Origin of the sequence: Luteimonas qiangzhengi (genome assembly GCF_039548515.1) — a bacterium.
Classification (GTDB): Bacteria; Pseudomonadota; Gammaproteobacteria; order Xanthomonadales; family Xanthomonadaceae; genus Luteimonas.
The window spans coordinates 1-20573 of sequence record NZ_JBCLVE010000005.1; the positions used below are offsets into that span (position 1 = coordinate 1).

General features: G+C 64.4%; 27 protein-coding genes and 1 pseudogene. 23 read left to right on the plus strand and 5 right to left on the minus strand.

The annotated features are described in order from the left end of the window. The first annotated feature begins 14 nt into the window (after positions 1-14). From WCE59_RS04010 to WCE59_RS04035, 9 genes are all read left to right on the plus strand, one after another. Positions 15-365 carry a hypothetical protein gene (locus WCE59_RS04010; RefSeq protein ID WP_343257431.1) on the plus strand — a complete coding sequence of 117 codons (351 nt, stop codon included), beginning with the start codon at positions 15-17 and terminating at the stop codon, positions 363-365. A 162-nt stretch (positions 366-527) separates the two neighbouring features. Further along, the gene (locus tag WCE59_RS13755; RefSeq protein WP_449284107.1) at positions 528-932 is read left to right on the plus strand and encodes a GNAT family N-acetyltransferase; all 405 of its coding nucleotides are present in this window, start codon (positions 528-530) and stop codon (positions 930-932) included. A gap of 20 nt (positions 933-952) precedes the next feature. Then, entirely contained in the window at positions 953-1348 is a 396-nt protein-coding gene (locus tag WCE59_RS04015) for a hypothetical protein (protein WP_343257432.1), read from the plus strand. Between the two features lie 505 nt (positions 1349-1853). Then, positions 1854-2300, plus strand: a complete 447-nt coding sequence (locus WCE59_RS04020) for a hypothetical protein (RefSeq protein ID WP_343257433.1) — start codon at positions 1854-1856, stop codon at positions 2298-2300. A 126-nt stretch (positions 2301-2426) separates the two neighbouring features. After that, positions 2427-2750: an energy transducer TonB family protein gene (locus WCE59_RS13760; RefSeq protein WP_449284108.1), complete on the plus strand. Its 324-nt coding sequence runs from the start codon at positions 2427-2429 to the stop codon at positions 2748-2750. A gap of 963 nt (positions 2751-3713) precedes the next feature. Continuing rightward, on the plus strand, positions 3714-4064 hold the full coding sequence (locus tag WCE59_RS04025; RefSeq protein ID WP_343257431.1) for a hypothetical protein: 351 nt from the start codon (positions 3714-3716) through the stop codon (positions 4062-4064). A gap of 162 nt (positions 4065-4226) precedes the next feature. Further along, on the plus strand, positions 4227-4631 hold the full coding sequence (locus WCE59_RS13765; protein WP_449284107.1) for a GNAT family N-acetyltransferase: 405 nt from the start codon (positions 4227-4229) through the stop codon (positions 4629-4631). A 28-nt stretch (positions 4632-4659) separates the two neighbouring features. After that, entirely contained in the window at positions 4660-5283 is a 624-nt protein-coding gene (locus tag WCE59_RS04030; protein ID WP_343257434.1) for a uracil-DNA glycosylase, read from the plus strand. A 514-nt stretch (positions 5284-5797) separates the two neighbouring features. After that, the gene (locus tag WCE59_RS04035) at positions 5798-6055 is read left to right on the plus strand and encodes a hypothetical protein (protein WP_343257435.1); all 258 of its coding nucleotides are present in this window, start codon (positions 5798-5800) and stop codon (positions 6053-6055) included. A gap of 137 nt (positions 6056-6192) precedes the next feature. Here the strand turns inward: WCE59_RS04035 and fdhD are convergent, their stop codons facing one another. Next, complete coding sequence (fdhD, locus tag WCE59_RS04040; protein WP_343257436.1) at positions 6193-7035, minus strand: formate dehydrogenase accessory sulfurtransferase FdhD; 843 nt, start codon at positions 7033-7035, stop codon at positions 6193-6195. Between the two features lie 122 nt (positions 7036-7157). Here fdhD and WCE59_RS04045 point away from each other — a divergent pair, with 122 nt between their 5' ends. The 3 genes and pseudogenes from WCE59_RS04045 to WCE59_RS04055 all read left to right on the plus strand — a co-directional run. Further along, positions 7158-7700: a SixA phosphatase family protein gene (locus WCE59_RS04045; protein WP_343257437.1), complete on the plus strand. Its 543-nt coding sequence runs from the start codon at positions 7158-7160 to the stop codon at positions 7698-7700. Positions 7701-7851: 151 nt separating this feature from the next. Beyond that, entirely contained in the window at positions 7852-8304 is a 453-nt protein-coding gene (locus tag WCE59_RS04050; protein WP_343257438.1) for a hypothetical protein, read from the plus strand. 109 nt (positions 8305-8413) lie between these two features. Next, a pseudogene (locus tag WCE59_RS04055) lies at positions 8414-8653 on the plus strand (aquaporin); the annotation flags it as partial. A 193-nt stretch (positions 8654-8846) separates the two neighbouring features. Here the strand turns inward: WCE59_RS04055 and WCE59_RS04060 are convergent. The 3 genes from WCE59_RS04060 to WCE59_RS04070 all read right to left on the minus strand — a co-directional run bounded on the left by WCE59_RS04060 (position 8847) and on the right by WCE59_RS04070 (position 12704). Further along, complete coding sequence (locus WCE59_RS04060) at positions 8847-9701, minus strand: pirin family protein (RefSeq protein ID WP_343257439.1); 855 nt, start codon at positions 9699-9701, stop codon at positions 8847-8849. 120 nt (positions 9702-9821) lie between these two features. Beyond that, entirely contained in the window at positions 9822-12089 is a 2268-nt protein-coding gene (gene rlmKL, locus WCE59_RS04065) for a bifunctional 23S rRNA (guanine(2069)-N(7))-methyltransferase RlmK/23S rRNA (guanine(2445)-N(2))-methyltransferase RlmL (RefSeq protein ID WP_343257440.1), read from the minus strand. 84 nt (positions 12090-12173) lie between these two features. Next, entirely contained in the window at positions 12174-12704 is a 531-nt protein-coding gene (locus WCE59_RS04070; RefSeq protein WP_343257441.1) for a hypothetical protein, read from the minus strand. A gap of 126 nt (positions 12705-12830) precedes the next feature. Here WCE59_RS04070 and WCE59_RS04075 point away from each other — a divergent pair, with 126 nt between their 5' ends. The 3 genes from WCE59_RS04075 (at position 12831) to WCE59_RS04085 (ending at position 14767) form a co-directional block, all read left to right on the plus strand. Continuing rightward, complete coding sequence (locus WCE59_RS04075) at positions 12831-13400, plus strand: N-acetylmuramoyl-L-alanine amidase (protein ID WP_343257442.1); 570 nt, start codon at positions 12831-12833, stop codon at positions 13398-13400. Positions 13401-13475: 75 nt separating this feature from the next. Beyond that, a complete protein-coding gene (gene tesB / locus WCE59_RS04080) occupies positions 13476-14360 on the plus strand; it encodes an acyl-CoA thioesterase II (protein ID WP_343257443.1) in 885 nt (294 codons plus the stop codon). Beyond that, positions 14357-14767 (plus strand): pathogenicity-like protein, encoded by a 411-nt coding sequence (locus WCE59_RS04085; protein ID WP_343257444.1) that lies wholly within the window; start codon positions 14357-14359, stop codon positions 14765-14767. The genes tesB and WCE59_RS04085 overlap by 4 nt, the downstream gene beginning before the upstream one ends. Here WCE59_RS04085 and WCE59_RS04090 read toward each other — a convergent pair. Next, positions 14748-15452, minus strand: coding sequence for an EF-hand domain-containing protein (locus tag WCE59_RS04090; RefSeq protein ID WP_343257445.1), 705 nt, complete (start codon positions 15450-15452; stop codon positions 14748-14750). The genes WCE59_RS04085 and WCE59_RS04090 overlap by 20 nt on opposite strands. A 142-nt stretch (positions 15453-15594) precedes the next feature. Between WCE59_RS04090 and WCE59_RS04095 the strand changes: the two genes are divergently transcribed. The 8 genes from WCE59_RS04095 (at position 15595) to WCE59_RS04130 (ending at position 20571) form a co-directional block, all read left to right on the plus strand. Continuing rightward, complete coding sequence (locus WCE59_RS04095; protein ID WP_343257446.1) at positions 15595-16302, plus strand: arginyltransferase; 708 nt, start codon at positions 15595-15597, stop codon at positions 16300-16302. 14 nt (positions 16303-16316) lie between these two features. Continuing rightward, a complete protein-coding gene (locus tag WCE59_RS04100; protein WP_343257447.1) occupies positions 16317-17546 on the plus strand; it encodes an endonuclease/exonuclease/phosphatase family protein in 1230 nt (409 codons plus the stop codon). Positions 17547-17615: 69 nt separating this feature from the next. Then, a complete protein-coding gene (locus tag WCE59_RS04105; protein WP_343257448.1) occupies positions 17616-18482 on the plus strand; it encodes an SPFH domain-containing protein in 867 nt (288 codons plus the stop codon). A 2-nt stretch (positions 18483-18484) separates the two neighbouring features. Beyond that, positions 18485-18760 (plus strand): hypothetical protein, encoded by a 276-nt coding sequence (locus tag WCE59_RS04110; RefSeq protein ID WP_343257449.1) that lies wholly within the window; start codon positions 18485-18487, stop codon positions 18758-18760. Beyond that, complete coding sequence (locus WCE59_RS04115; RefSeq protein ID WP_343257450.1) at positions 18760-18939, plus strand: Arc family DNA binding domain-containing protein; 180 nt, start codon at positions 18760-18762, stop codon at positions 18937-18939. The genes WCE59_RS04110 and WCE59_RS04115 overlap by 1 nt, the downstream gene beginning before the upstream one ends. Continuing rightward, a complete protein-coding gene (locus WCE59_RS04120) occupies positions 18936-19115 on the plus strand; it encodes a DUF4177 domain-containing protein (RefSeq protein WP_343257451.1) in 180 nt (59 codons plus the stop codon). Before WCE59_RS04115 ends, WCE59_RS04120 begins: the two co-directional genes overlap by 4 nt. A 1-nt stretch (position 19116) precedes the next feature. Continuing rightward, entirely contained in the window at positions 19117-19548 is a 432-nt protein-coding gene (locus WCE59_RS04125) for a DUF3887 domain-containing protein (RefSeq protein ID WP_343257452.1), read from the plus strand. A 54-nt stretch (positions 19549-19602) separates the two neighbouring features. After that, positions 19603-20571 carry an alpha/beta hydrolase family protein gene (locus WCE59_RS04130; RefSeq protein WP_343257453.1) on the plus strand — a complete coding sequence of 323 codons (969 nt, stop codon included), beginning with the start codon at positions 19603-19605 and terminating at the stop codon, positions 20569-20571. Positions 20572-20573: the final 2 nt, after the last annotated feature.

Genomic DNA, 20573 nt, shown 5'->3' on the forward strand with positions numbered 1-20573 from the left:
GGTGTTAGGCGCCAATGACACGACAACAGGCCATTGAAGCAATTCGAGCATCAGTCGCTCAGGGCACGGGCACTCCAATCGTCGAGCCTGATAGAGACGCTGCTGTGATCAAACTCGCACAGGAGCTTGAGAGTGCAACTATTGAGCCTGTTCCAGCCCTGATCGGAGGCATCGCCTACCCAGATGTGGGCCTTGGCGAAGCTCTGGCTGCTGAGTCACCGCTCGTCATTGCTCGCGCTGGTGACAACTGGCTCGGCTTTCTGCCGTCCCGTCAGGAATTCTTCCTTGCATATGGTCCGTCGCCTACTGAACTCAACGCACTGGGTTTCTTCTCGCCGGACGCTTTGGCTGAGTGGCACGGCTAGAGTCACGGGTCATTGCATGGCAGAGTTGGCGCCTAACAATTCATCAAGCCGACACCGCTTCGCGGCGCGGCTTAATTCAGGCGTTAGGCGGCAATGAGACTTTCTCTCCGACCCGCAGCTGATGAAGAGCGTGCCTTCTGTGAGTGGCTCAATCGTCGCAACATGGGCGGTTACCTCGCTACGAGAGGCATCGCCTGGGATCCAGGTCGCTTCGTCAGTAGCTGGATCGAGTTTGAGAACCTGATCATCCTGATGGAGTCTGACGCGGTTGGCTTGCTGCGACTGGCTCCGGAAGCGAATGCTTTGGGCCTTAGAGACCTTCAGGTAATTCAAGAGCACCAAGGTCGGGGCATCGGCACTTGGGCAGTACAGCAGGCGCAGGCTTTTGCGGCTACTCGCGGCTTCCCCCGGTTGCAGCTCCGGGTGTACGAGGAGAGCCCAGCTAGGACGTTGTATGCTCGCTTGGGGTTCGAGACAGAGTCGATTGCTGGTGGCACGGTCCATATGGCGTGGGCGGTGCCGCCTAACAGTTCGTTCAAGCCGAAACCGCTTCGCGGTTCGGCTTAACTCAAGGTGTTAGGCGTCACATGAACCTTCTCGCGCGGCCGTTGAACCCTTGGAAAGACCTGATTGTGCACTTGGGCGCGTGGGCTGTACTGCTAGCACTCCCCTCGCTTTTTTACTCGTTCGCCCCCAACTCTGATTTTGATCTTGCTCTAAAGCGCGCATACCCCAACGAGACAGCGATCGTACTTGGCGGCCACAGTCAGTTCAGTGGTTCTGGCACCCTCAAGCGGCGAAGCTATGTGCTCTTCCCGTCCGTGCTCATCGACCCAAAATTTGTCCAGGTTGAACAGCGCAACTCGAGTACTCCCGCAGTTCTTGAAGAGCGCGGTCTATTTTTAGCGACGCTTGTAATCTTCTTGGGGCTTTGCAGTTATTATTTCTGGCGACGTTGGCGCACCAGACCGGATGACGCCTAACAGTTCATTCAAGCCGAAACCGCTTCGCGGTTCGGCTTAACTCAAGTTGTTAGGCCTTGTTTCCCGCACTGTTGTTGCCGGGTTCCAGGCAATCTGTAGCGCCTCGCTCATCCGCAGCGTTTGCGCCTCGCACGCGCGGTGCAGGCATCGGCAGTCAGCCATGCAGCAGCTCGGCTTCGGACAGGCGCGACTCTTCGCAAGATGCGACCGGCCGAGTCGGCTTCGGGCAGGGCGCAGTGAGAGTTCTTGGCCGCGCGAGTCTATGGTTCTGGCTTCGGCCCCGGCAAGTAGCAGCCTCAGGGCGTTCGGCCAGACTTGTTGTACTGTTCGGCTCAGGGGTTGGGCTGCTGCAACGGGGCACGAGTGCCGAGGTGCGGCGGCCTAACAAGTCGTTCAAGCCGAATCCGCTTCGTTACGCAAAACACATGGCAGGTAAAGCTTGCCATGTGTTTCGCTTCACTACGCTGCTCGGCTTAACTCTGGTGTTAGGCCGCTGGGGAGTCACATGGCCAATCCAACCAACAAGCTTCTGGTAGCCGGGGCAGCACTCAGCGGATTTGCCGCGCTGTTGCATCTTGCGTGCTTGGTGGTGGGCGCGCCGCTGTTCCGCTTCTTGGGGGCCGGCGAGCAGATGGCCCAGCTCCACACAGCCGGTCATTGGTACCCCACCGTCGTTACCTTGGTTATTGCCAGCGTGCTCGTTGGGTGGAGCGCTTACGCTCTCTCCGGCGCGGGTGTAATTCGCAAGCTGCCTCTGCGCCGCACCGTACTCTCCGCGGTCACAGCCATCTACATTGGCCGCGGCGTCGCGTTCGTACCGGTCATGGCCTACTTTCCTGGGAACAGCGTGACGTTCTGGGTCGTGAGTTCCGCAACCTGCCTACTGATCGGCGTCGTCCACTTGGTGGGGCTCCGGAAATCTTGGGCCAGGCTGTCAGGCAGCGCGGCCTAACAATGCGTTCAAGCCGAAGCCGCTTCGTTCCGCAAAGCACATGGCAGGTACAGCTTGCCATGTGCTTTGCTCCACTACGCGTCTCGGCTTAACTTAGGCGTTAGGCCCCATAGGAGAGATTCAATGATGGAAGCAGTGTTATTTCTCGCATTAGCGTTGTCTGGTCCAGTGGACGTTGCCGAGCCGGTCGTTTGCATCAAAACATCTATTGATGCATCCGGCCGCACGTCCAACAACAAGGTCATTGCTAGCTCAGGTGACAGATCAAATGACCGGGGTGCACTCCAGTTTCTGCGGGCGCTTGATTTCTCACGCGTCCCTGTTGGCGTGGAGTTAGACCAGACCGGACACATCCTGGTTCGGGCTACAGGTTCTGATACATACACCGTTGACGTAACGGAGGCCCGACTACTCGAATCCTGTCCAACTGCGGGGCCGCATGGGGCCTAACCATGCGTTCAAGCCGAAGCCGCTTCGTTCCACCAACCACATGGCAGGTAAAGCTTGCCATGTGGCTGGCTCCACTACGCAGCTCGGCTTAACTTGGGTGTTAGCTTGCATAGGAGATTGCATGCAGTCTGTAAGAATCGCAGCTCTAGCTCTGACTTTACTAATGACATCATCGCCAGCGGTAGCCGAGAACCTGTCACTCGCCTGCTATGTCGGGTCAGATCCCGCACCATTTGTAGTGCGGGTGAATACGACCGAAGGCACCGTAGTTGATCGGGGAGAGGCTGGAAAGAACGTCACAATTACTGACGACTCAATTGCGTACTTCCGCTACAGCAAACCGAATACGGACAATTCTTTATGGAGAATTGAGATCGACAGGTGGACTGGGAACCTTACTGTCTACAACAAAAACGGCCAGCCCTTGCCGGTAGCAACACGTTGCGTGAAGCAACAGAAGGCACTCTAAGTGCAAGCTAACAATTCGTTCAAGCCGAGACCGCTTCGCGGCTCGGCTGCATGGTGGCGTGTACCACTCCGCCGTTCCGCGCAGCGGTCCGGCTTAACTCAGGCGTTAGGCCTCAAAAACAACTTCGAGATAGAGATGGCTACTACTCGCACATTGACGCCTCGTAAGGCGCTAATGTTTTTCACGTTCGCGCTTGTGGGATCACTGACCGGAACTTTGGTCGGGCCTCGCATCGCTGGGGCGTTTGACGGCTCACCGGTGTGGCTTCTTTCTGGCATTTTGTGCGTCTTAATTCTGCTCGCGTTGATCGTTACTTACATGGCATTTCGCCTTGCTACGAAGAGCAAGCGGCCAAGGCACTCCAAACAAGACGACGCGGCCTAACAATGCGTTCAAACCGAAATTGCATCGCTACACCAGCCACATGGCAGGAAGAGCTTGCCATGTGGCCGGCTACGCGCTGCAATTCGGCTTAACTTAGGTGTTAGGCGCCAATGACACGACAACAGGCCATTGAAGCAATTCGAGCATCAGTCGCTCAGGGCACGGGCACTCCAATCGTCGAGCCTGATAGAGACGCTGCTGTGATCAAACTCGCACAGGAGCTTGAGAGTGCAACTATTGAGCCTGTTCCAGCCCTGATCGGAGGCATCGCCTACCCAGATGTGGGCCTTGGCGAAGCTCTGGCTGCTGAGTCACCGCTCGTCATTGCTCGCGCTGGTGACAACTGGCTCGGCTTTCTGCCGTCCCGTCAGGAATTCTTCCTTGCATATGGTCCGTCGCCTACTGAACTCAACGCACTGGGTTTCTTCTCGCCGGACGCTTTGGCTGAGTGGCACGGCTAGAGTCACGGGTCATTGCATGGCAGAGTTGGCGCCTAACAATTCATCAAGCCGACACCGCTTCGCGGCGCGGCTTAATTCAGGCGTTAGGCGGCAATGAGACTTTCTCTCCGACCCGCAGCTGATGAAGAGCGTGCCTTCTGTGAGTGGCTCAATCGTCGCAACATGGGCGGTTACCTCGCTACGAGAGGCATCGCCTGGGATCCAGGTCGCTTCGTCAGTAGCTGGATCGAGTTTGAGAACCTGATCATCCTGATGGAGTCTGACGCGGTTGGCTTGCTGCGACTGGCTCCGGAAGCGAATGCTTTGGGCCTTAGAGACCTTCAGGTAATTCAAGAGCACCAAGGTCGGGGCATCGGCACTTGGGCAGTACAGCAGGCGCAGGCTTTTGCGGCTACTCGCGGCTTCCCCCGGTTGCAGCTCCGGGTGTACGAGGAGAGCCCAGCTAGGACGTTGTATGCTCGCTTGGGGTTCGAGACAGAGTCGATTGCTGGTGGCACGGTCCATATGGCGTGGGCGGTGCCGCCTAACAGTTCGTTCAAGCCGAAACCGCTTCGCGGTTCGGCTTAACTCAAGGTGTTAGCGCCCATGACAAACCATGCTCACTGACACTCCAAAGCTGCTTGGTGACGCTCGTGCCATATCCGAGCGCATGCAGCTGCTTCGTGATCCTCATATCGCGCCCTTGACCGACTACGTTGAGCGGCTGCGTCTAGAGGCCGGACCCGGCGCCGTGATTCCCTACTTCGACCCTTGGGACGGAGGTATTGAGGCTGAGGTTCTTTTTCTGTTGGAAGCCCCTGGAGCAAAAGCCGTCAGATCTGGCTTCGTATCACGTAACAATCCAGATGAAACAGCGAAGAATATTTTCGAGTTGTGCCACGAGGCTGGACTTCATAGAAAGGCCATGGCTCTCTGGAGCGTGGTCCCTTGGTATATTGGAACTGGCAGCAAGATTCGCGCTGCCACACCAGCCGATCTTGAGGCCGGTCTGAAACCGCTGCCGCGCTTACTCGAACTTCTGCCGAGGGTAAGAACCGTGGTCTTGGTCGGCCGCAAAGCCGAGCGAGCTCAGCCTCATATCAATGAAGTCAGATATCGTGTATTCACGTCACCGCATCCTAGCCCGCTCTTTGTCAACAATGCTCCCGGCAATCGTGAAAGGCTTCTCTCAGCTTTTCGCCAAGTGCGTGACGCTGTCGTCCCACGCGCTGGGCGCTAACAAATCATTCAAGCCGATGCCGCTTCGCGGCACGGCTTAATTCTAGTGTTAGGCCGCGGGGCAACACCGAGGGCACCGCTGCATCCATCGTTCAATCTCGACTCGCAGTTAAAACGGAGAGCTCAGCATGTCCACTGGCGTCGTAGTTGTTTTTATCGTCATTCTGATTGCAGCGGCGGCAACCTACGCGGCAAAGAGAAAGAAGGGGTAAGGGCTATTGTGCGGTGCAAGGAGTCAAGAGACATCGGCTCTTGCACCGTAACTCCCGCACAGGAAGATCGGGTCCAATCCAGCCATGTTGTTCACAATTGCTGCATGCGTCATCTGTGGCATCGTGCTGGTGGCTGCAGGCTCATGGGTCGCGGCCTAACAGTTCGTTCAAGCCGACCCCGCTTCGCTGCTTCTCTTGAGTTGACGGGTGCTGGTACGCTTCCGGTCCACCAGCCGTCGCCGCAGCGGGGCGGCTTAACTCAAGGTGTTAGGCGGCTGAGCAACCACGTCACAAATTGAGACAATGATGGAAGACGACTACGAACTTGTAATGTCCCCGCTCTGCCAGTCCATTACTGACAGCGGACACACCGTACGCGTTGAGATCTATCGCGGGCCGGACACTGACTGGACCCTCGAAGTGGTCGATGCATCCAACACTTCTACCGTTTGGGACGATCTGTTCGCCACGGATCAGGCCGCCTTGGATGAGGTGCTGCGGATCATCCGAGAGGATGGTATGAAGTCAATCGTAGAGCCCTCTGGGGAGGCAGCACAGTGATGGGCAGCCGCCTAACCGATGGGTGTCCACTTTTTCGAAGGAAGTCCCCGCCTGAGATGCTTCGGCTTCCAGGACTGATTGTGCTTGGTGTCGGCCGCCGAAACGTTCCAATCAGCGCAGAGCTTCAGGAAGCCGAGCTACCCAGCCGGAGCCAACAAGCGATGAGCATGGGTATACACCGCATGTCCGTCATCGCGGGCAAACCCGATCAGTGTCAGGTTGGCGCGTTCCGCGAGTGAAAGCGCGAGCGCGGTGGGAGCGGACACCGCGGCCATCAGGGCCACACCGGCACTGGCCGCTTTCATGGCCATTTCATAACTGGCGCGGCTGGTGACAACGAGGAAACCGGCGGCGGGATCAGCGTCCTCGGCGTGCATGGCGCCGATCAGCTTGTCCAGGGCGTTGTGACGGCCCACGTCTTCGCGTACCAGCTGCAAACCGCCATCGAGGGCGGCCCAGCCTGCGGCATGGGTCGCACCGGTGCGGGCATTGATGTCCTGGCCGGAGCGCAGTCCGCGTAGGGCCCGCTGCAATGCCGGCACGGTCACGCGCACGTCCGCGGCGACCGGGGGCGGATAACGCAGCGCCGCTTCCAACAACTCGCTGCCGCATACACCGCAGCCGCTGCGCCCGCTCATGCTGCGTCGCCGGTTCTCCAACGCCTGGGCGCGATTGGCGGGAATGCGCATGCGGATCTGGATGCCTTCGATCAGGTGCTCGACGCTGTCGATAACCAGATCCGCCCGCGCGTCGACGATGCCTTCGCTGAGGGCGAAACCGGCCGCGAAATCCTCGAGGTCGGTTGGGGTGGCCATCATTACCGCGAACGGCTGGTCGTTGTAGACGAAGGCGACCGGCACTTCTTCGGCGATGTGGTCATCAAGCTGGCGGCCGGTATTGCCGCGCCAGCGGTGTACGCGGCGGACAACGCTGCCGGGGGTGGCGCGCGCATCGGGCGGGGCTGAAGAGGGGTTCGACATGCTGTCAGCATGCCGCAATCGGCATCGCGATGCTGGCTGGATCGGGGGCACCCCGCCTGCCGGGGCTTTTCCCGACGCGCCGCGGCGGGCATCATGCTGGCAGACCCAGAACGGAGTTTCCGATGCGCCAGCTGTTACTGCCATTGCTGCTTGTTGGACTGGCCGGCTGCGCGCTGCTGCAGCCCGCGGCCACTCCCACCGATGGCGCCGCGCACTCCTCCGAGCGGGAGCTGGAAACCACGTTCATCGTGGTCCGCCATGCGGAAAAGGCCACGGACGACACGGAAGACCCGGCGCTTGATGCCGACGGCGAGGCCCGCGCCGAGGCGCTGGCTCGGGAGCTGGCCGACGTGCCCCTGACAGCGATCTATTCCACGCCCACCAAGCGCACCCGTGGTACGGCGGCGCCCGTGGCGGCTGAAAAGTCGCTGGAAGTGCGGGACTACGATCCCGCGCTGGCGGCGACCGAACTGGCCACGCTGTTGCACATCCGCCATGCGGGCGATGCGATCCTGCTGGTGGGGCACAGCAATACGGTGCCCGACATCGTGACTGCGCTGTGCGCCTGCCCGGTGGAGGCAATGAGCGAGGCGGAGTACGGGGATCTGTTCCGCGTGCGCATTGCGTCAGGCGGTAAGGCCACGCTGGAGCGCGACCGCTTCTGAGCCGCCCGGTGCATCGACGCCCGCTACAACAGTGACCGACGTCACAAATCGGTGCGCGGATGGCGAGTATGGTCGGAGCTGGGAGGAGCGCTTGTGCAGCGTCACGCTGCGCCACCAGCGCATCCAGAAGGGGAGAACCGCAATGAATTCCATGACCAGACGACTGCTGCCGCTTGTCGCTTTTGCTTTGGCAATGAGCGCTGCAACGGGAGCCAACGCGCAGGCGGGGTCGACCTGTCCGCAGCTGCCGGCCGATTCAGGACTGAGCTGGGAGCAGCGTGGGAACGACGCATTCCTGATCTGCAGCGCGGTGGGCGCGGACGGCAGCGAAGCATTCGGCCTGTCACTGTCCGCCAATTCACCATTCCAGCCGCGGCGTGCCTTTCGGGAAGAGCGCGGCGTGGTGGCCGGCAAGGACATCCGCTGGTATCGGGCGGAAGTGGGCACCCAGCCTGACATCCTCGTCCGGGAAACCCGGGTGGAACTGAGCCGGGACCAGGTGGCTCACATCTGGATGCGCACGTCTTCCGAAGAGGTGCTGCAGGAACGCATGCTGCTAGTGGAACGGCTGGATTTCGATGATATGCGGGTCAGCAGCAACTGAGCGACCTGGCGCGATTTAACTGAAATGGAACACCCGGCAGTGAGCTTCGGGCTGTGGGCGGGCGGACGGTTTTCCTGCAAGGACCTGGCGCCCTATATCGTGGCAGCTGGCGCCGGCGGGCTTTGCGCCGATCGCGATCGGCCTGACGCTGACCCTGATTCACCTGATCTCGATCCCGGTGACCAATACCTCGGTGAACCCGGCACGCTCGGTGGGCGTGGCGCTGTTTGCGGATACGGCCGCGGTGTCACAGCTGTGGCTGTTTTGGTTGGCGCCGCTGCTGGGCGGGGCGATCGGTGGTCTGGTCTACAAGTGGCTGGGGAGCGAAGTTCGCGAGTCGGGGGCGTAGCCCCGACCTACGGGAGAGGGGAATACCGCGCCCCCGCAGGGGCGTAGCCCCGACCTGCTGGAGAGGAGAATGCCGCGCCCCCGCAGGGGCGTAGCCCCGACCTGCGGGTGGACTGCTTGAGTGTCGGCGGCGTAGCCCAGACCTACGGGGTTGGCAGTAGGTCGGGGCTATGCCCCCGACGCACATGCTGCGCTCAGAAACGGCCTTCCTGGAAGTCGACAAAGGCCTGCATCAGCTCCTCACGGGTGTTCATGACGAACGGACCGTGGCGTGCAACCGGTTCGCGCAGCGGGCGGCCGGCGACGAGGATCAGGCGCGCACCGGCCTCACCCGCACGCAGGGCCAGCAGGTCGCCGCCGCCCAGGACGGCAATCTCCTGCGTATCGAGCGCCCTCGCCTCCTCGCCGACGCCGATCTCAACGGCGCCTTCGAAGGCGTAGGCAAACGCACTGTGGCCTTCAGGCAGCGCGAACTCCCAGCTGCGCCCGGCTTCCAGCGCGATATCCAGGTACAGCGGATCGGTGGCCGGCTGCACGATCGGTCCGGCGACCTCGCCGACGCTGCCGGCAATCACCTTCACCTCGACACCCTCCGACGGGCTGGCGGTGGGAATACACTCGGGGCCGAACTCCTGGTAACGCGGCTCGGTCATCTTGTCCTTGGCCGGCAGGTTCACCCACAGCTGGAAGCCGCGCATGCGGCCCTCCTCCTGCTCGGGCATCTCCGAATGCACCAGACCGCGGCCGGCGGTCATCCACTGCACCGCACCCGGCACCAGCAGGCCCTCGTTGCCGTGGTTGTCGCGGTGGCGCATGCGGCCGTCAAGCATGTAGGTGACGGTCTCGAAGCCGCGGTGCGGATGCTCCGGAAAGCCGGCGATGTAGTCCTCGGCACGGTCGGTGCCGAATTCGTCCAGCAGCAGGAACGGATCCAGGTCGGGCAGCTGCGGGCCGCCGATCACCCGGGTCAGCTTGACCCCGGCGCCGTCGGAAGCGGGCATGCCGCGCAGCTTGCGGGCGATGCGGGCGTGGGACGCGGTGGTGTTCATGTCTGGCTCCTGTGCGGGAACCGGAATAATGGGGGCGCACGGCCCCTTTGCGCAGGTGCGTGGGTGAAACGGTGGGTTACGCAGGGCGTCGGGGGCGTAGCCCCGACCTACAGGGATATCTTACGCGCGACTGCCGGCGGTCGTTTTCCATACCGAGGGCCGCTGCAGTCGCCACGCCCTGTGGATGCGCGGATTGCGGGCAAAGTCGGTGGGGATGGTGTCGGGCGTGATTTCCTCGCACTGGGCAAACTGCGCCACGGCCTCTTCATCCAGGCGGAAGCGGCGGAAGTTGTTGCTGAAGTACAGCACGCCCCCCGGCGTCAGCCGGGCCACCGCAGCCTGCAGCAGGCGCACGTGCCCGCCCTGGATCTCGAAATCATTGGCGCGGGCGGAGTTGGAGAAGGTGGGCGGGTCGCAGAAAATCAGGTCGTACTGGCCGCGCTCGGCCTCAAGCCAGGTCAGCGCGTCCGCCTGGACCATGCGGTGGTCGCTGCCGCCCAGGCCATTCTCACCCAGGTTGTCGGCCAGCCACTGCAGATAGGTGGCCGACAGGTCCACACTGGTGGTCTGTGCGGCACCACCGATGGCGGCCTGCACAGTGGCCACGCCGGTGTAGCAGAACAGGTTGAGAAAGCGCTTGCCGCGCGCCTCGGCGCCGATGCGGGCGCGCAGCGGGCGGTGATCAAGGAACAGCCCGGTATCCAGGTAATCGAACAGGTTCACCTGCAGCCGCGCCGCGCCCTCATTCACCACGATGTGCTCGCCACGCGCATCCATGCGTCCGTATTTGCTGCCTCCCTTGCCGCGGGTGCGGGTCTTGACCGCGATGCGCTCCTGGGGGAGTTCAAACACCTCGCGGGCGGCAGCCAGCAGGTCACCGAGGCGGCGACGGGCGGTCTGCTCGGGGATGGTGGCCGGCGGGGCGTATTCCTGCACATGCAGCCAGTGCTGATCGGGGGCGTCGGCCTCGGTGTAGACATCGATGGCGGCGGCGTATTCCGGCAGGTCGGCATCGTAGACGCGGTAACAGCCGATGCCTTCGCGCGCGCGCCAGGATTTGAGCCCGCGCAGGTTCTTGCGCAGGCGGTTGGCCACCATCTGCGCGCCTTCGCCGAGCGGTTGCGGCGCGGAGGATTCGCGCTTGGCCGGAGCGACGTCGTCACAGACGATCAGGCTGCATTCGAGCGAGCCATTCCAGAGCCGGTAACGCTTGCGGGCGCGAAGGCGGGTGGCGAAAGCCAGCTCCTCATCGCCGCACAGCAGGCTGGCGCGCCAGCCGGGAACCGCACTGGCCAGGGCTGCGCCCAGGGCCCGATACAGCGCCGGATCGGCAGCCAGGCGGGCGTCATAAGGGGGATTGCACACCGCCAGGCCTGCCGGGGCGTGCCCGTCGCTATCGGCGCCGCTCGTGAGCGTTGGGAATGCATCGGCCAGGCGCTCGATCGGGACCACCCGGAAGTTGATTGAATCGGCCAGCCCAGCGGCTGCAGCATTGGTGATGGCCGCATCGATGGCACGCCGGTCGATATCGCTGCCGTAAAAGTGCGGACGCAAGGCCGCGCGGCCGGCCTGTTCGCGGGTCAGCGCTTCCTGCCACAGGGTGTTCCATGTTTCGCGCTCGAACCCCGGCCAGCGGGACGGCAGGATGGCCTGGGCAGTCTGCGTGTCCGCCTGCTCAGGCCGGTGCTGCCTGCCGGAATCACCGGCCAGCGCGCGCAACCGCAGCAGTCCGGGCGCCACATCGGCCGCCATCAGCGCGCCTTCGATCAGCAGCGTACCGCTGCCGCACATCGGATCCAGCAGCCCACCGCCATCGGCGTACACCTGCGGCCAGTTGCCACGCAGCAATACCGCGGCGGCCAGGTTTTCCTTCAGCGGCGCATCGCCCTGGGCCTTGCGCCAGCCGCGCCGGTGCAGCGGGCCGCCGCCCAGGTCCACGGACAGCAGCGCCCTGCCCTTGCGCACCACCAGGTTCAGGCGCAGGTCGGGTCGCTCCAGATCCACGTCCGGGCGGGTGCCGTCGCGATCACGCATGGCGTCGACCACGGCGTCCTTGGTGCGCTGGGCAGCGTAGCGGGCGTGGGTGATGGCGGTGCCGGACACGTGGGCATCCACGGCAAGCGTCATGCCGGGGCTCAGGTGTTCATGCCACTCCAGCGCGCGGGCGCCTTCGTAAAGGGCGTGCTCATCCGGGCAGTCCCAGTCGGCCAGCGGCCACAGCACCCGGCTGGCGGTGCGCGCCCACAGCACGGCGCGCTGGGCGTCGGTCAGGCTGCCGGTGGTGTTGACGCCGGCGACGGTGGCGGTGGCTTTTTCACAGCCCAGCGCCAGCAGCTCATCGGCAAGCAGGTATTCAAGACCTTTGGCGCAGGAGACAAAGAAATTCATGGCGACAGGATACAGGCCGCCGGGCCATTCGAATGGCGCCGGGCATGGCAGCAAGCCGTTCGCGAAAGTCGCGGAATCGGGTGATTACAGGGAAGAAAGCAGCTCGGCGAACGCGTCGGCGGAAGCCTGCACATGGCGCTCCAGGCGGTGGTTGTCATCCACCAGCAGCAGACGCGCGCGGCGCGGGCGGGCCCAGGCGATCACCTGGGCGGCGTCGATCAGCTCATCGTCCCAGCCGTGCACGATCGAAACCGGCACGTCGGCCGCATCCAGCGCGGGCGCCGGGCTCAGCCGCGCCGGGGGCGCCATCAGGAACAGCCCCGCCACCGGGACCTGCAGCGACACCCGACCGGAAATCCACGCACCCAGGCTGGAACCGGCCAGCACCAGCGGCCCGCGCGTGGCCGCGCCCCGGGCGCCCTTGAGCAGGCGCTGCAGCCTGCTGGGCACATCGCCCAGCTCGCTGATTTCCTGGCGGGCGTCCAGATCGGTGTAGTCGGGCCGCTCGTGGGTCCAGCCCAGGCGCTCGCAGACTTCGGCCAGCGCGGTCACCTTGGTGGCGCCCGGCCCGCTCTCGAATCCGTGGGAAAGGATGACGTGGCCGCGTGCGCTCATGCCCGCGAACGCCTGCAGCAATCGTTACCGCGCAAAAGCATGTCCATGCGGGGATGCTAGAGCATTTCCCTCACCACCGAGACGTCGCACCCGCGCGCGCGGCGATAAATCGCCTAGCATCGGCACATGGCCGATACCGCACCCTCCATCACCCGCCAGCACCTGCCCTACGTCGAGCGCCTGGGGCACCGCACGCTCGATGACATCGACCTGGTGGTGATCCACTGCACCGAGCTGCCGGATATGGCCATGGCGCGCGAATACGGCGAGCGCATCCTGTACCCGGACGCCGGCACCGGCGCGGCCGGGCACTGGTACGTGGACCGCGACGGCGCGTTGACCGAATACGTGCCGGTCGAACGCATTGCCCACCACGTGCGCGGCTGGAACCCGCGCTCGGTGGGGATCGAACTGGTCAACATCGGCCGCTATCCGCACTGGTATGACAGCCGCCACCAGGCCATGACCGAGCCTTACACCGACGCGCAGATCGAGGCGCTGCTGCAGCTACTGCGTCACCTGCGGGCAGCCCTGCCGCAGCTGCGCTGGATCGCGGGCCACGAGGCGCTGGATACGGATCGGATGCAGGCCAGCGATGACCCGGCCCTGACCGTGGCGCGTAAGGTGGATCCCGGTCCGCTGTTTCCCTGGGACGAGGTGCTGGCGCGGATTCCGCTGGAACGGCTGCCCACCTAGCAGTCAGGCCCCTGCCCGCCCGGGCCACGGGGCCGGCAGGTACAATTGCAGCCCCTGAAAACAGCCGCCGCACGCATGCCTTCCCCCGCTTCCGAACTGATTGACCTGCTCTCATTGGAGCGGCTGGAACAGGACCTGTTCCGCGGCCAGAGCCGTGACATTGGTACCCGCTACGTGTTTGGCGGCCAGGTGCTGGGCCAGGCGCTGTCGGCCGCCCAGACCACCATGACCCACCCGCGACCGGCGCATTCGCTGCACGCCTATTTCCTGCGTGCGGGCGATGTGGATCATCCGATCGTGTACGAAGTCGACCGCACCCGCGATGGCGGATCTTTCTCGGTACGCCGGGTGACCGCGGTGCAGCACGGCAAGGTGATCTTCTTCTGCGCGGCCTCGTTCCAGGAGCCCGAACAGGGCGCCGAGCACCAGCTGACGATGCCGGAGGTGCCCAGGCCCGATGACATTGCACCGCTGGCGCCGCTGTCGGCCGCCAGGCTGGAAAAACTGCCGACCAAGGTGCAGCGATGGCTGGACCGGGCCGGGCCGTTTGAATTCCGCCACGTGTACCCGCGCGACGATCTGGATCCGCCCAAGCGCCCGCCGTACCAGCAGGTGTGGTTCCGCTTGGCCGAAAAGGTGGGTGATGCGCCGGAGCTGCACCGGGCGCTGCTGGCCTACGCCTCCGATTTCCACCTGCTGGGCACGGCGACCTTCCCCCACGGCATCAGCTATTACCAGCCGAATGTGCAGATGGCATCGCTGGATCACGCGCTGTGGTTCCACCGTCCGTTCCGCGCCGACGAGTGGCTGCTGTATTCGATCGACAGCCCCAGCGCCAGCGGCTCACGGGGCCTTGCCCGCGGGATGATCTACGATATCAACGGCCATCTGGTGGCCAGTACCGCCCAGGAAGGCCTGATCCGCATGGCCGCCGTTGCGGCCGGTGAAGTGAACCAATGAGACAGATTTTCAGCAGCATGCGTGTGGAAAACGTGGAGCGCCTGGCGCAGATCATGCGCGAGGAGGGGATCGAGGTGCAGATCACCAACGGCCGCTCCTACATGAGCGGGCGCAGCCGTGTTTTCAACTACCGCGACACTCCGCCTGCGCGGCAGCAGCCCGCGCTGTGGGTGGTGCGTTCGGAAGACCAGCCGCGGGCGCGCCAGCTGATGCGCGACATCGGCATGCCGGGCCCGCCCACTACACGCCCGGTCACCGACAGCTACCTGTCATCGGCGGACCTGCCGCCGATCACCCCGGAAAAACCGCAGCAGACGCCGCGTCAGCGGCTGATCATGCGCTACCGGCGCCTGCTGCTGGTGGCCATCGCGATTATGGCCGCGCTGGTTATCGGACGTTCGTTCTGACCTTCAGCTCGTCCTGACTCAGGAAGCCGTCGCGGTTGTCATCCATCCAGGCAAAGCTGCCCAGCAGGCGGGGCATCTTTTCCTCGACTTCCACCCGGCTCAGCACGCCGTCGCCATTGAGGTCGGCCGCGCTGAAGCGCTCCTGGAAGCGACGCTCGCGCTCGGCCTCGCGCTGCGGGCGCTGGGCCTGCTGCCAGGCACGCAGTTCGGTGCGAACGATATAGCCGTCGCTGTTGGCGTCGATGGCATCGAACTGCTCCAGCAGCCAGCCGCCACCCATGCCACTCATCCCGGTCATGCCCGGATGGCCGCGATGGCCGCGATGACCGGGCTGTCCCCGCTCGCCCTGCCCGGCCTGGCTGGTGCGTTCCGCGCGTTTCTCAGCGCGCTCCTCCGCGCGTTCGATCCGGGCCTGCGCTGCCTGTTCCAGTTCGACGCGGCTGATACGGCCGTCCCCGTCGGTATCCAGGCGGGCGATGCCCATTGCCCCGCCCTGCCCCCGATGGGCGAAACGGTGTCCACGATGATGCTTGCCGCCACGGCGCGCCTGCATTTCCGACGCCTCCGTACGTTCCGACGCGCTGGCGTCGCGCTGCGCAGCTTGTGCGGGATCAGCGGCCATCGCCTGTGCGGACAGGGCGCCGAGGGCGATGACGGTGGCTGCGAACAGAGTTGTGGTCTTCATTGCATGTGCTCCTGGTACGGCGGCGCCATGCCACCTGTGCACCGGTCAACGCAGCTGCCCCGGCCCCGGTTGACCCGGCCCGGAATACGTTCAGCAGGCGGACAGTCGCAGCAAATGCGATTGCGGGCAGTATGCTGACCCCATGGGTGACTCCGAATCCCTGCGCCTGTTCCATACCGGCCAGCATCCCTGCGGCTACTGGCCCGAGCGCACCGCGCGCGATCTGGTGCTGGATCCGCACGATCCGCGCCTGCCCGGCTTTTACGCCCGCGCGCTGCAATGGGGCTTCCGACGCTCCGGCGATATCGTGTACCGGCCGCACTGTCAGGGCTGCCGGGCCTGCGTTGCGGTACGGATTCCGGTCGCTCAGTTCCAACCCAGCCGTAGCCAGCGGCGCTGCCTGACCGCCAATGCCGACGTGCAGATGCGGGTACTGCCAGCCGAGCGCACCGATGAACAGCTGGCCCTGTACCAGCGCTACCTGCAGGCGCGCCACCCGAACGCCGGCATGGATGGGCACGGCGCAGCCGAGTTCGACCAGTTCCTGATCGGCAGCTGGACCAGTGGCCGGTTCCTGGAGTTTCGCAGTGACGGACGTCTGCTGGCGGTTGCCGCCACCGACATGGTTGAAGACGCCCTGTCGGCCGTCTACACGTTTTTTGAACCGGACGAAGCCGCGCGCGGCCTGGGCACGCTGGCGATCCTGCACCAGATCCAGTGGGCGCGGCGCGAGGGCCGCACCCACCTGTACCTGGGCTATTGGATCGACGGCCACGGCAAGATGGACTACAAACGCAGGTTCCGCCCGCTGGAGTCGTTTGACGGCCGAAGCTGGCGTCCGCTCGACTGAAGGCCCCTCCCCCGATGAAGCTCCGTCCGCTGCACTTCCTGATCCTGCTGTCCGCCGTGCTCGTCCTGACCGCCTGCGTGCGCGTCAACGTCTACGGCGATCCGGCCCTTGCCCGTTCCGCCATGACCGATACCCTGCGCGTCGCCAGCTACAACGTGTCCCTGTATTCGGATGAGGCCGGGGGCCTGATGCAGCGCCTGGAGGAAGGCGACGAAGGGGCCAGCCGTGTCGCGGCGGTATTGCAGCGGGTGCGGCCGGATATCGTGCTGCTCAACGAGTTTGATTACGAGGCCGACGGCAGCGCCGCTGATCTGTTCCAGCGCGCGTACCTTGGGCGTGCGCAGCCCGGCGGCGGACAGCCGCTGCACTACCCCTACCGCTACCTCGCACCGGTCAACACCGGGGTGCCGAGCGGGCTGGACCTGGACGGCGACGGCACCGTGGGCGGCGAAGGCCGGGCCCGCGGCAACGACGCCTGGGGCTACGGCCTGCATCCGGGCCAGTACGGCATGCTGCTGCTTTCACGCCACCCGATCGATGCCGACGCGGTGCGCACCTTCCAGCTGTTGAAGTGGAGCGACATGCCGGACGCGCGTCGGCCGCTGGATCCGGAAACCGGGGCGCCCTGGCATCCGCAAGATGTCTGGACCCGCCTGCGGCTGTCCTCCAAGTCACATTGGGACGTGCCGTTACGCACGCCGGGTGGCGTGGTCCACATACTGGCTTCGCATCCCACGCCGCCGGTGTTCGACGGCCCGGAAAAGCGCAACCAGGCGCGTAACGCCGATGAGATCCGGCTGTGGCAGGAGTACCTCTCCGGGCGCGATGTGCCGTGGCTGTGCGATGACGCCGGCCGCTGCGGCGGGCTGGCGGCGGACGCCCGGTTCGTGATCCTTGGCGACCTGAATAACGATCCTGCCGACGGGGCCGGCGTGCCCGAAGCGATCCTTGGCCTGCTTGAGCACCCGCGCGTGCTGCGCCATCGCACCCCGCGCAGTGAAGGCGCGGTGCACTCGGCGCTGACCGCCGGCGGCGCCAACCTCCAGCACCGCGGCGCCCACGCCCATGACACCGCGGATTTCGGACCGCGCAACGGCAACCTGCGGGCGGACTACGCGTTGCCCTCCACCGGCTTTGAATACCTGGGCGGGCAGGTGTACTGGCCGCCACCTGATGACCCCGCCGCCCCCATCGTGGAAGGCAGCGATCACCGATTGGTGTGGGTGGACCTGCGGCTCCCATAGCGGTTTCTGTTGACGAACTGATATCACTTTGATATCAATAACGCTCCAATCCCCAGCGGAGCGCTGCCCATGAAAGAGAATCCGATCCGGTCGCTGTCCGGCATACCCGTGCTGGCTGCCCTGCTGGCAGTGATGGCAGCCTGCGCCTATGCCTTCTACCTGGTGGTGGCCGCGGCCGGCGGAGTGGCGCTGCTGATCGGTGCCATCATCGTGGCGGTCCTGGCCGTATTCCTGCTGATCGGCCTGTACATGGTGGAACCGAACCAGTCGGCGGTGCTCAGCCTGTTCGGCAAATACGTGGGCACCGTGCAGGAAAACGGCCTGCGCTGGAACAACCCGTTCTTCACCAAGCGCAAGGTGAGCCTGCGGATCCGCAACTTCGAGAGCGGCAAGCTGAAGGTCAATGAGCTGGACGGCAGCCCGATCGAGATCGCCGCGGTGATCGTGTGGAAGGTGGTGGACTCGGCCGAGGCGGTGTTCAACGTCGATGACTACGAAAGCTTCGTGCACATCCAGTCCGAGGCCGCCCTGCGCGCCATGGCCACCAGCTACCCCTACGACCAGCACGAAGAAGACCAGATGTCACTTCGAAGCCATCCGGTAGCGATTTCAGACGAGCTCAAGCGGCACCTGGATGAGCGCCTGGCTTCGGCCGGCGTGGAGGTGCTGGAAGCCAGGATCAGCCACCTGGCCTACGCGCCGGAGATCGCCCAGGCGATGCTGCAGCGCCAGCAGGCCAACGCGGTGGTGGCGGCGCGTGCACGGATCGTGGCCGGTGCCTGCGGCATGGTGGAAATGGCGCTGGAGGAACTGCAGAAGAGCGGCACCGTGCAACTGGATGAGGAGCGCAAGGCGGCCATGGTGAGCAATCTGCTGGTGGTGCTGTGCAGTGACCGCGCGGCGCAGCCGGTACTCAATACCGGATCGCTGTACTGACCATGGAACATACACTTGTGATCCCGCTGATCGTCGCTGCCAGCAGCGTGCCGGCCTTCCTGGCTGCGCGTGCGTTTGCCGGCGACCGCCCTCGACTGGCCACGCTGATGCGCCTGGTGGGCATGGCGATTGTGGCCGGCGCGGTTGGCCTGGCCTGGGCCGGCGACGACCGCTCAAGGCAGCTGGCGGTTGCCGTGGGGGTCGCCTTGGCGGTGAACGGACTGGGTCTGTTCGTGCTGTGGGACATCCTGCGAAGGCGCCGCCGGGCTGGCAGGTGATGTCGCAGAAGAAGAGCTACCCGCTGCGCATCAACGCCGAGATCCTGGCCGCGGTGCAACGCTGGTCCGATGACGAGCTGCGCAGCCTCAACGCCCAGATCGAATACGTACTGCGCGATGCGCTGCGCAAGGCCGGGCGCCTGCCCGCAAAACCACAGCGCACGGGGGAGGAAAAATGAGCAGAAAATGGAGCTATCAGACGATCAAGCTCAAGACGAACTGGTGGGGCGCTGTTGACGAAAAGGCGGCGCAGGAACAGCTCAACAGGCTGGGACTCCAGGGCTGGGAACTGGTATCCGTCACATCCCAGGGAGCCGGATATCCGGCATTTGCGTACTTCAAGAAGGAGTTTTGATATGACCCATCGCACAATCCGTTTTGCCCTCGCCCTGCTTGCAGCCTTCGCTTTCTCCAGCGCCTGGGCCCAGAGTCCATCCGAACGGGCCCTGCAGGTGCTTGATCAGCTGGATGCGGGCCAGATCGAAGAGGTCACCGCCACATTCACCGATGAGATGGCCGCCGGCCTGGACGCGGCCACACTCGGCCAGCTGTGGGCCTCGCTTCCCCAGCAGCTCGGTGCGCTGCAGCAGCGCGGCACCCCGCAGGAACAGCGTCAGGACGATCATGATGTGGTGGTGGTGCCGCTGCAGTACGAGCGCGCCGCGGCCAACGCGATCCTGAGCTTCAACGACGCCGGCCAGCTGGCTGGACTGTTCGTGCAGCCGGCACAGCCCGCCGCACCGGCACCCGAGGCCCCGCAGCCGGCCGAGCCGGAAGAAGAGCAGTAATCCTGCACCCGGCCGGCGACGCCATGTCGCCGGCCGTCAACAAGGACACAGCACATGGCCCGATTGATGGAACAACTGGGCGGACTGCTCCTGGCCATTCTGGTTTGCGGCGCAGCCACGGCCGGCAGCTTCAGCGAACAGGAGCTTGAGATCGGCCCTGCCGATGCGCCTCTGCCCGCCACCTTGGTGATGCCTGAGGGCGAGGGTCCCTTCGCGGCCGTTGTGCTGGTACACGGCTCCGGCCCCCACGACGGCGATGGCACCATCGGCCCCAACCATCCACTGCGCGATATCGCCCACGGCCTGGCCGAACGGAGGATCGCCACGCTGCGCTATGACAAGCGCACCAAGGTGTACCCAATCGCCGCCGCTTTCGATCCCGACTTCGACCTGGACCGGGAAAGCACGGCCGACACCGTCACCGCCGTGGCGCTGTTGAAGGGCATTCCAGACATCGATCCGCAGCGCGTGTTCGTATTCGGCCACAGCCTGGGGGCGATGCTCACCCCGCGGATTGTTGAACGTTCGGACGCTGCCGGAGGCATCCTGTTCGCCGCGGCAGCGCGCCCGCTGCTGGATCTGATGCCGGAGCAGGTCCAGCGCATGGGAAATCTGCGTGGCGCCGATGCCGCAACCACACAGGCTTCCGTGGATGCAATCAACGACGCCATTGCCCGTCTGCGCGCAGGCGAGGACGTACCGGACATCCAGCAGCGCCTTGGCGCGTCGGCGGTGTATTTCCGCAGCACCGAAGCGCTGGATCCGATCGCCGAGGCGCGCGCCCTCGATCAGCCTCTGCTGGTGATGCACGGCGGGCGGGACATTCAGGTCACAGATACCGACTGGGCAGCGTGGCAGGCAGCGTTCGAAAGCGACCCGCGGGTCACGCTGAAGCACTGGCCGGCGCTCGGCCACCTGGGCATCGCCGCGGACGCGGATGACCCGCTCGCCACCTATCAGCAGCCGGGTCAGGTAAGCCCGTCGCTGATTGATGCCGTGTCCGCGTGGATCATGGAGCGCTGACG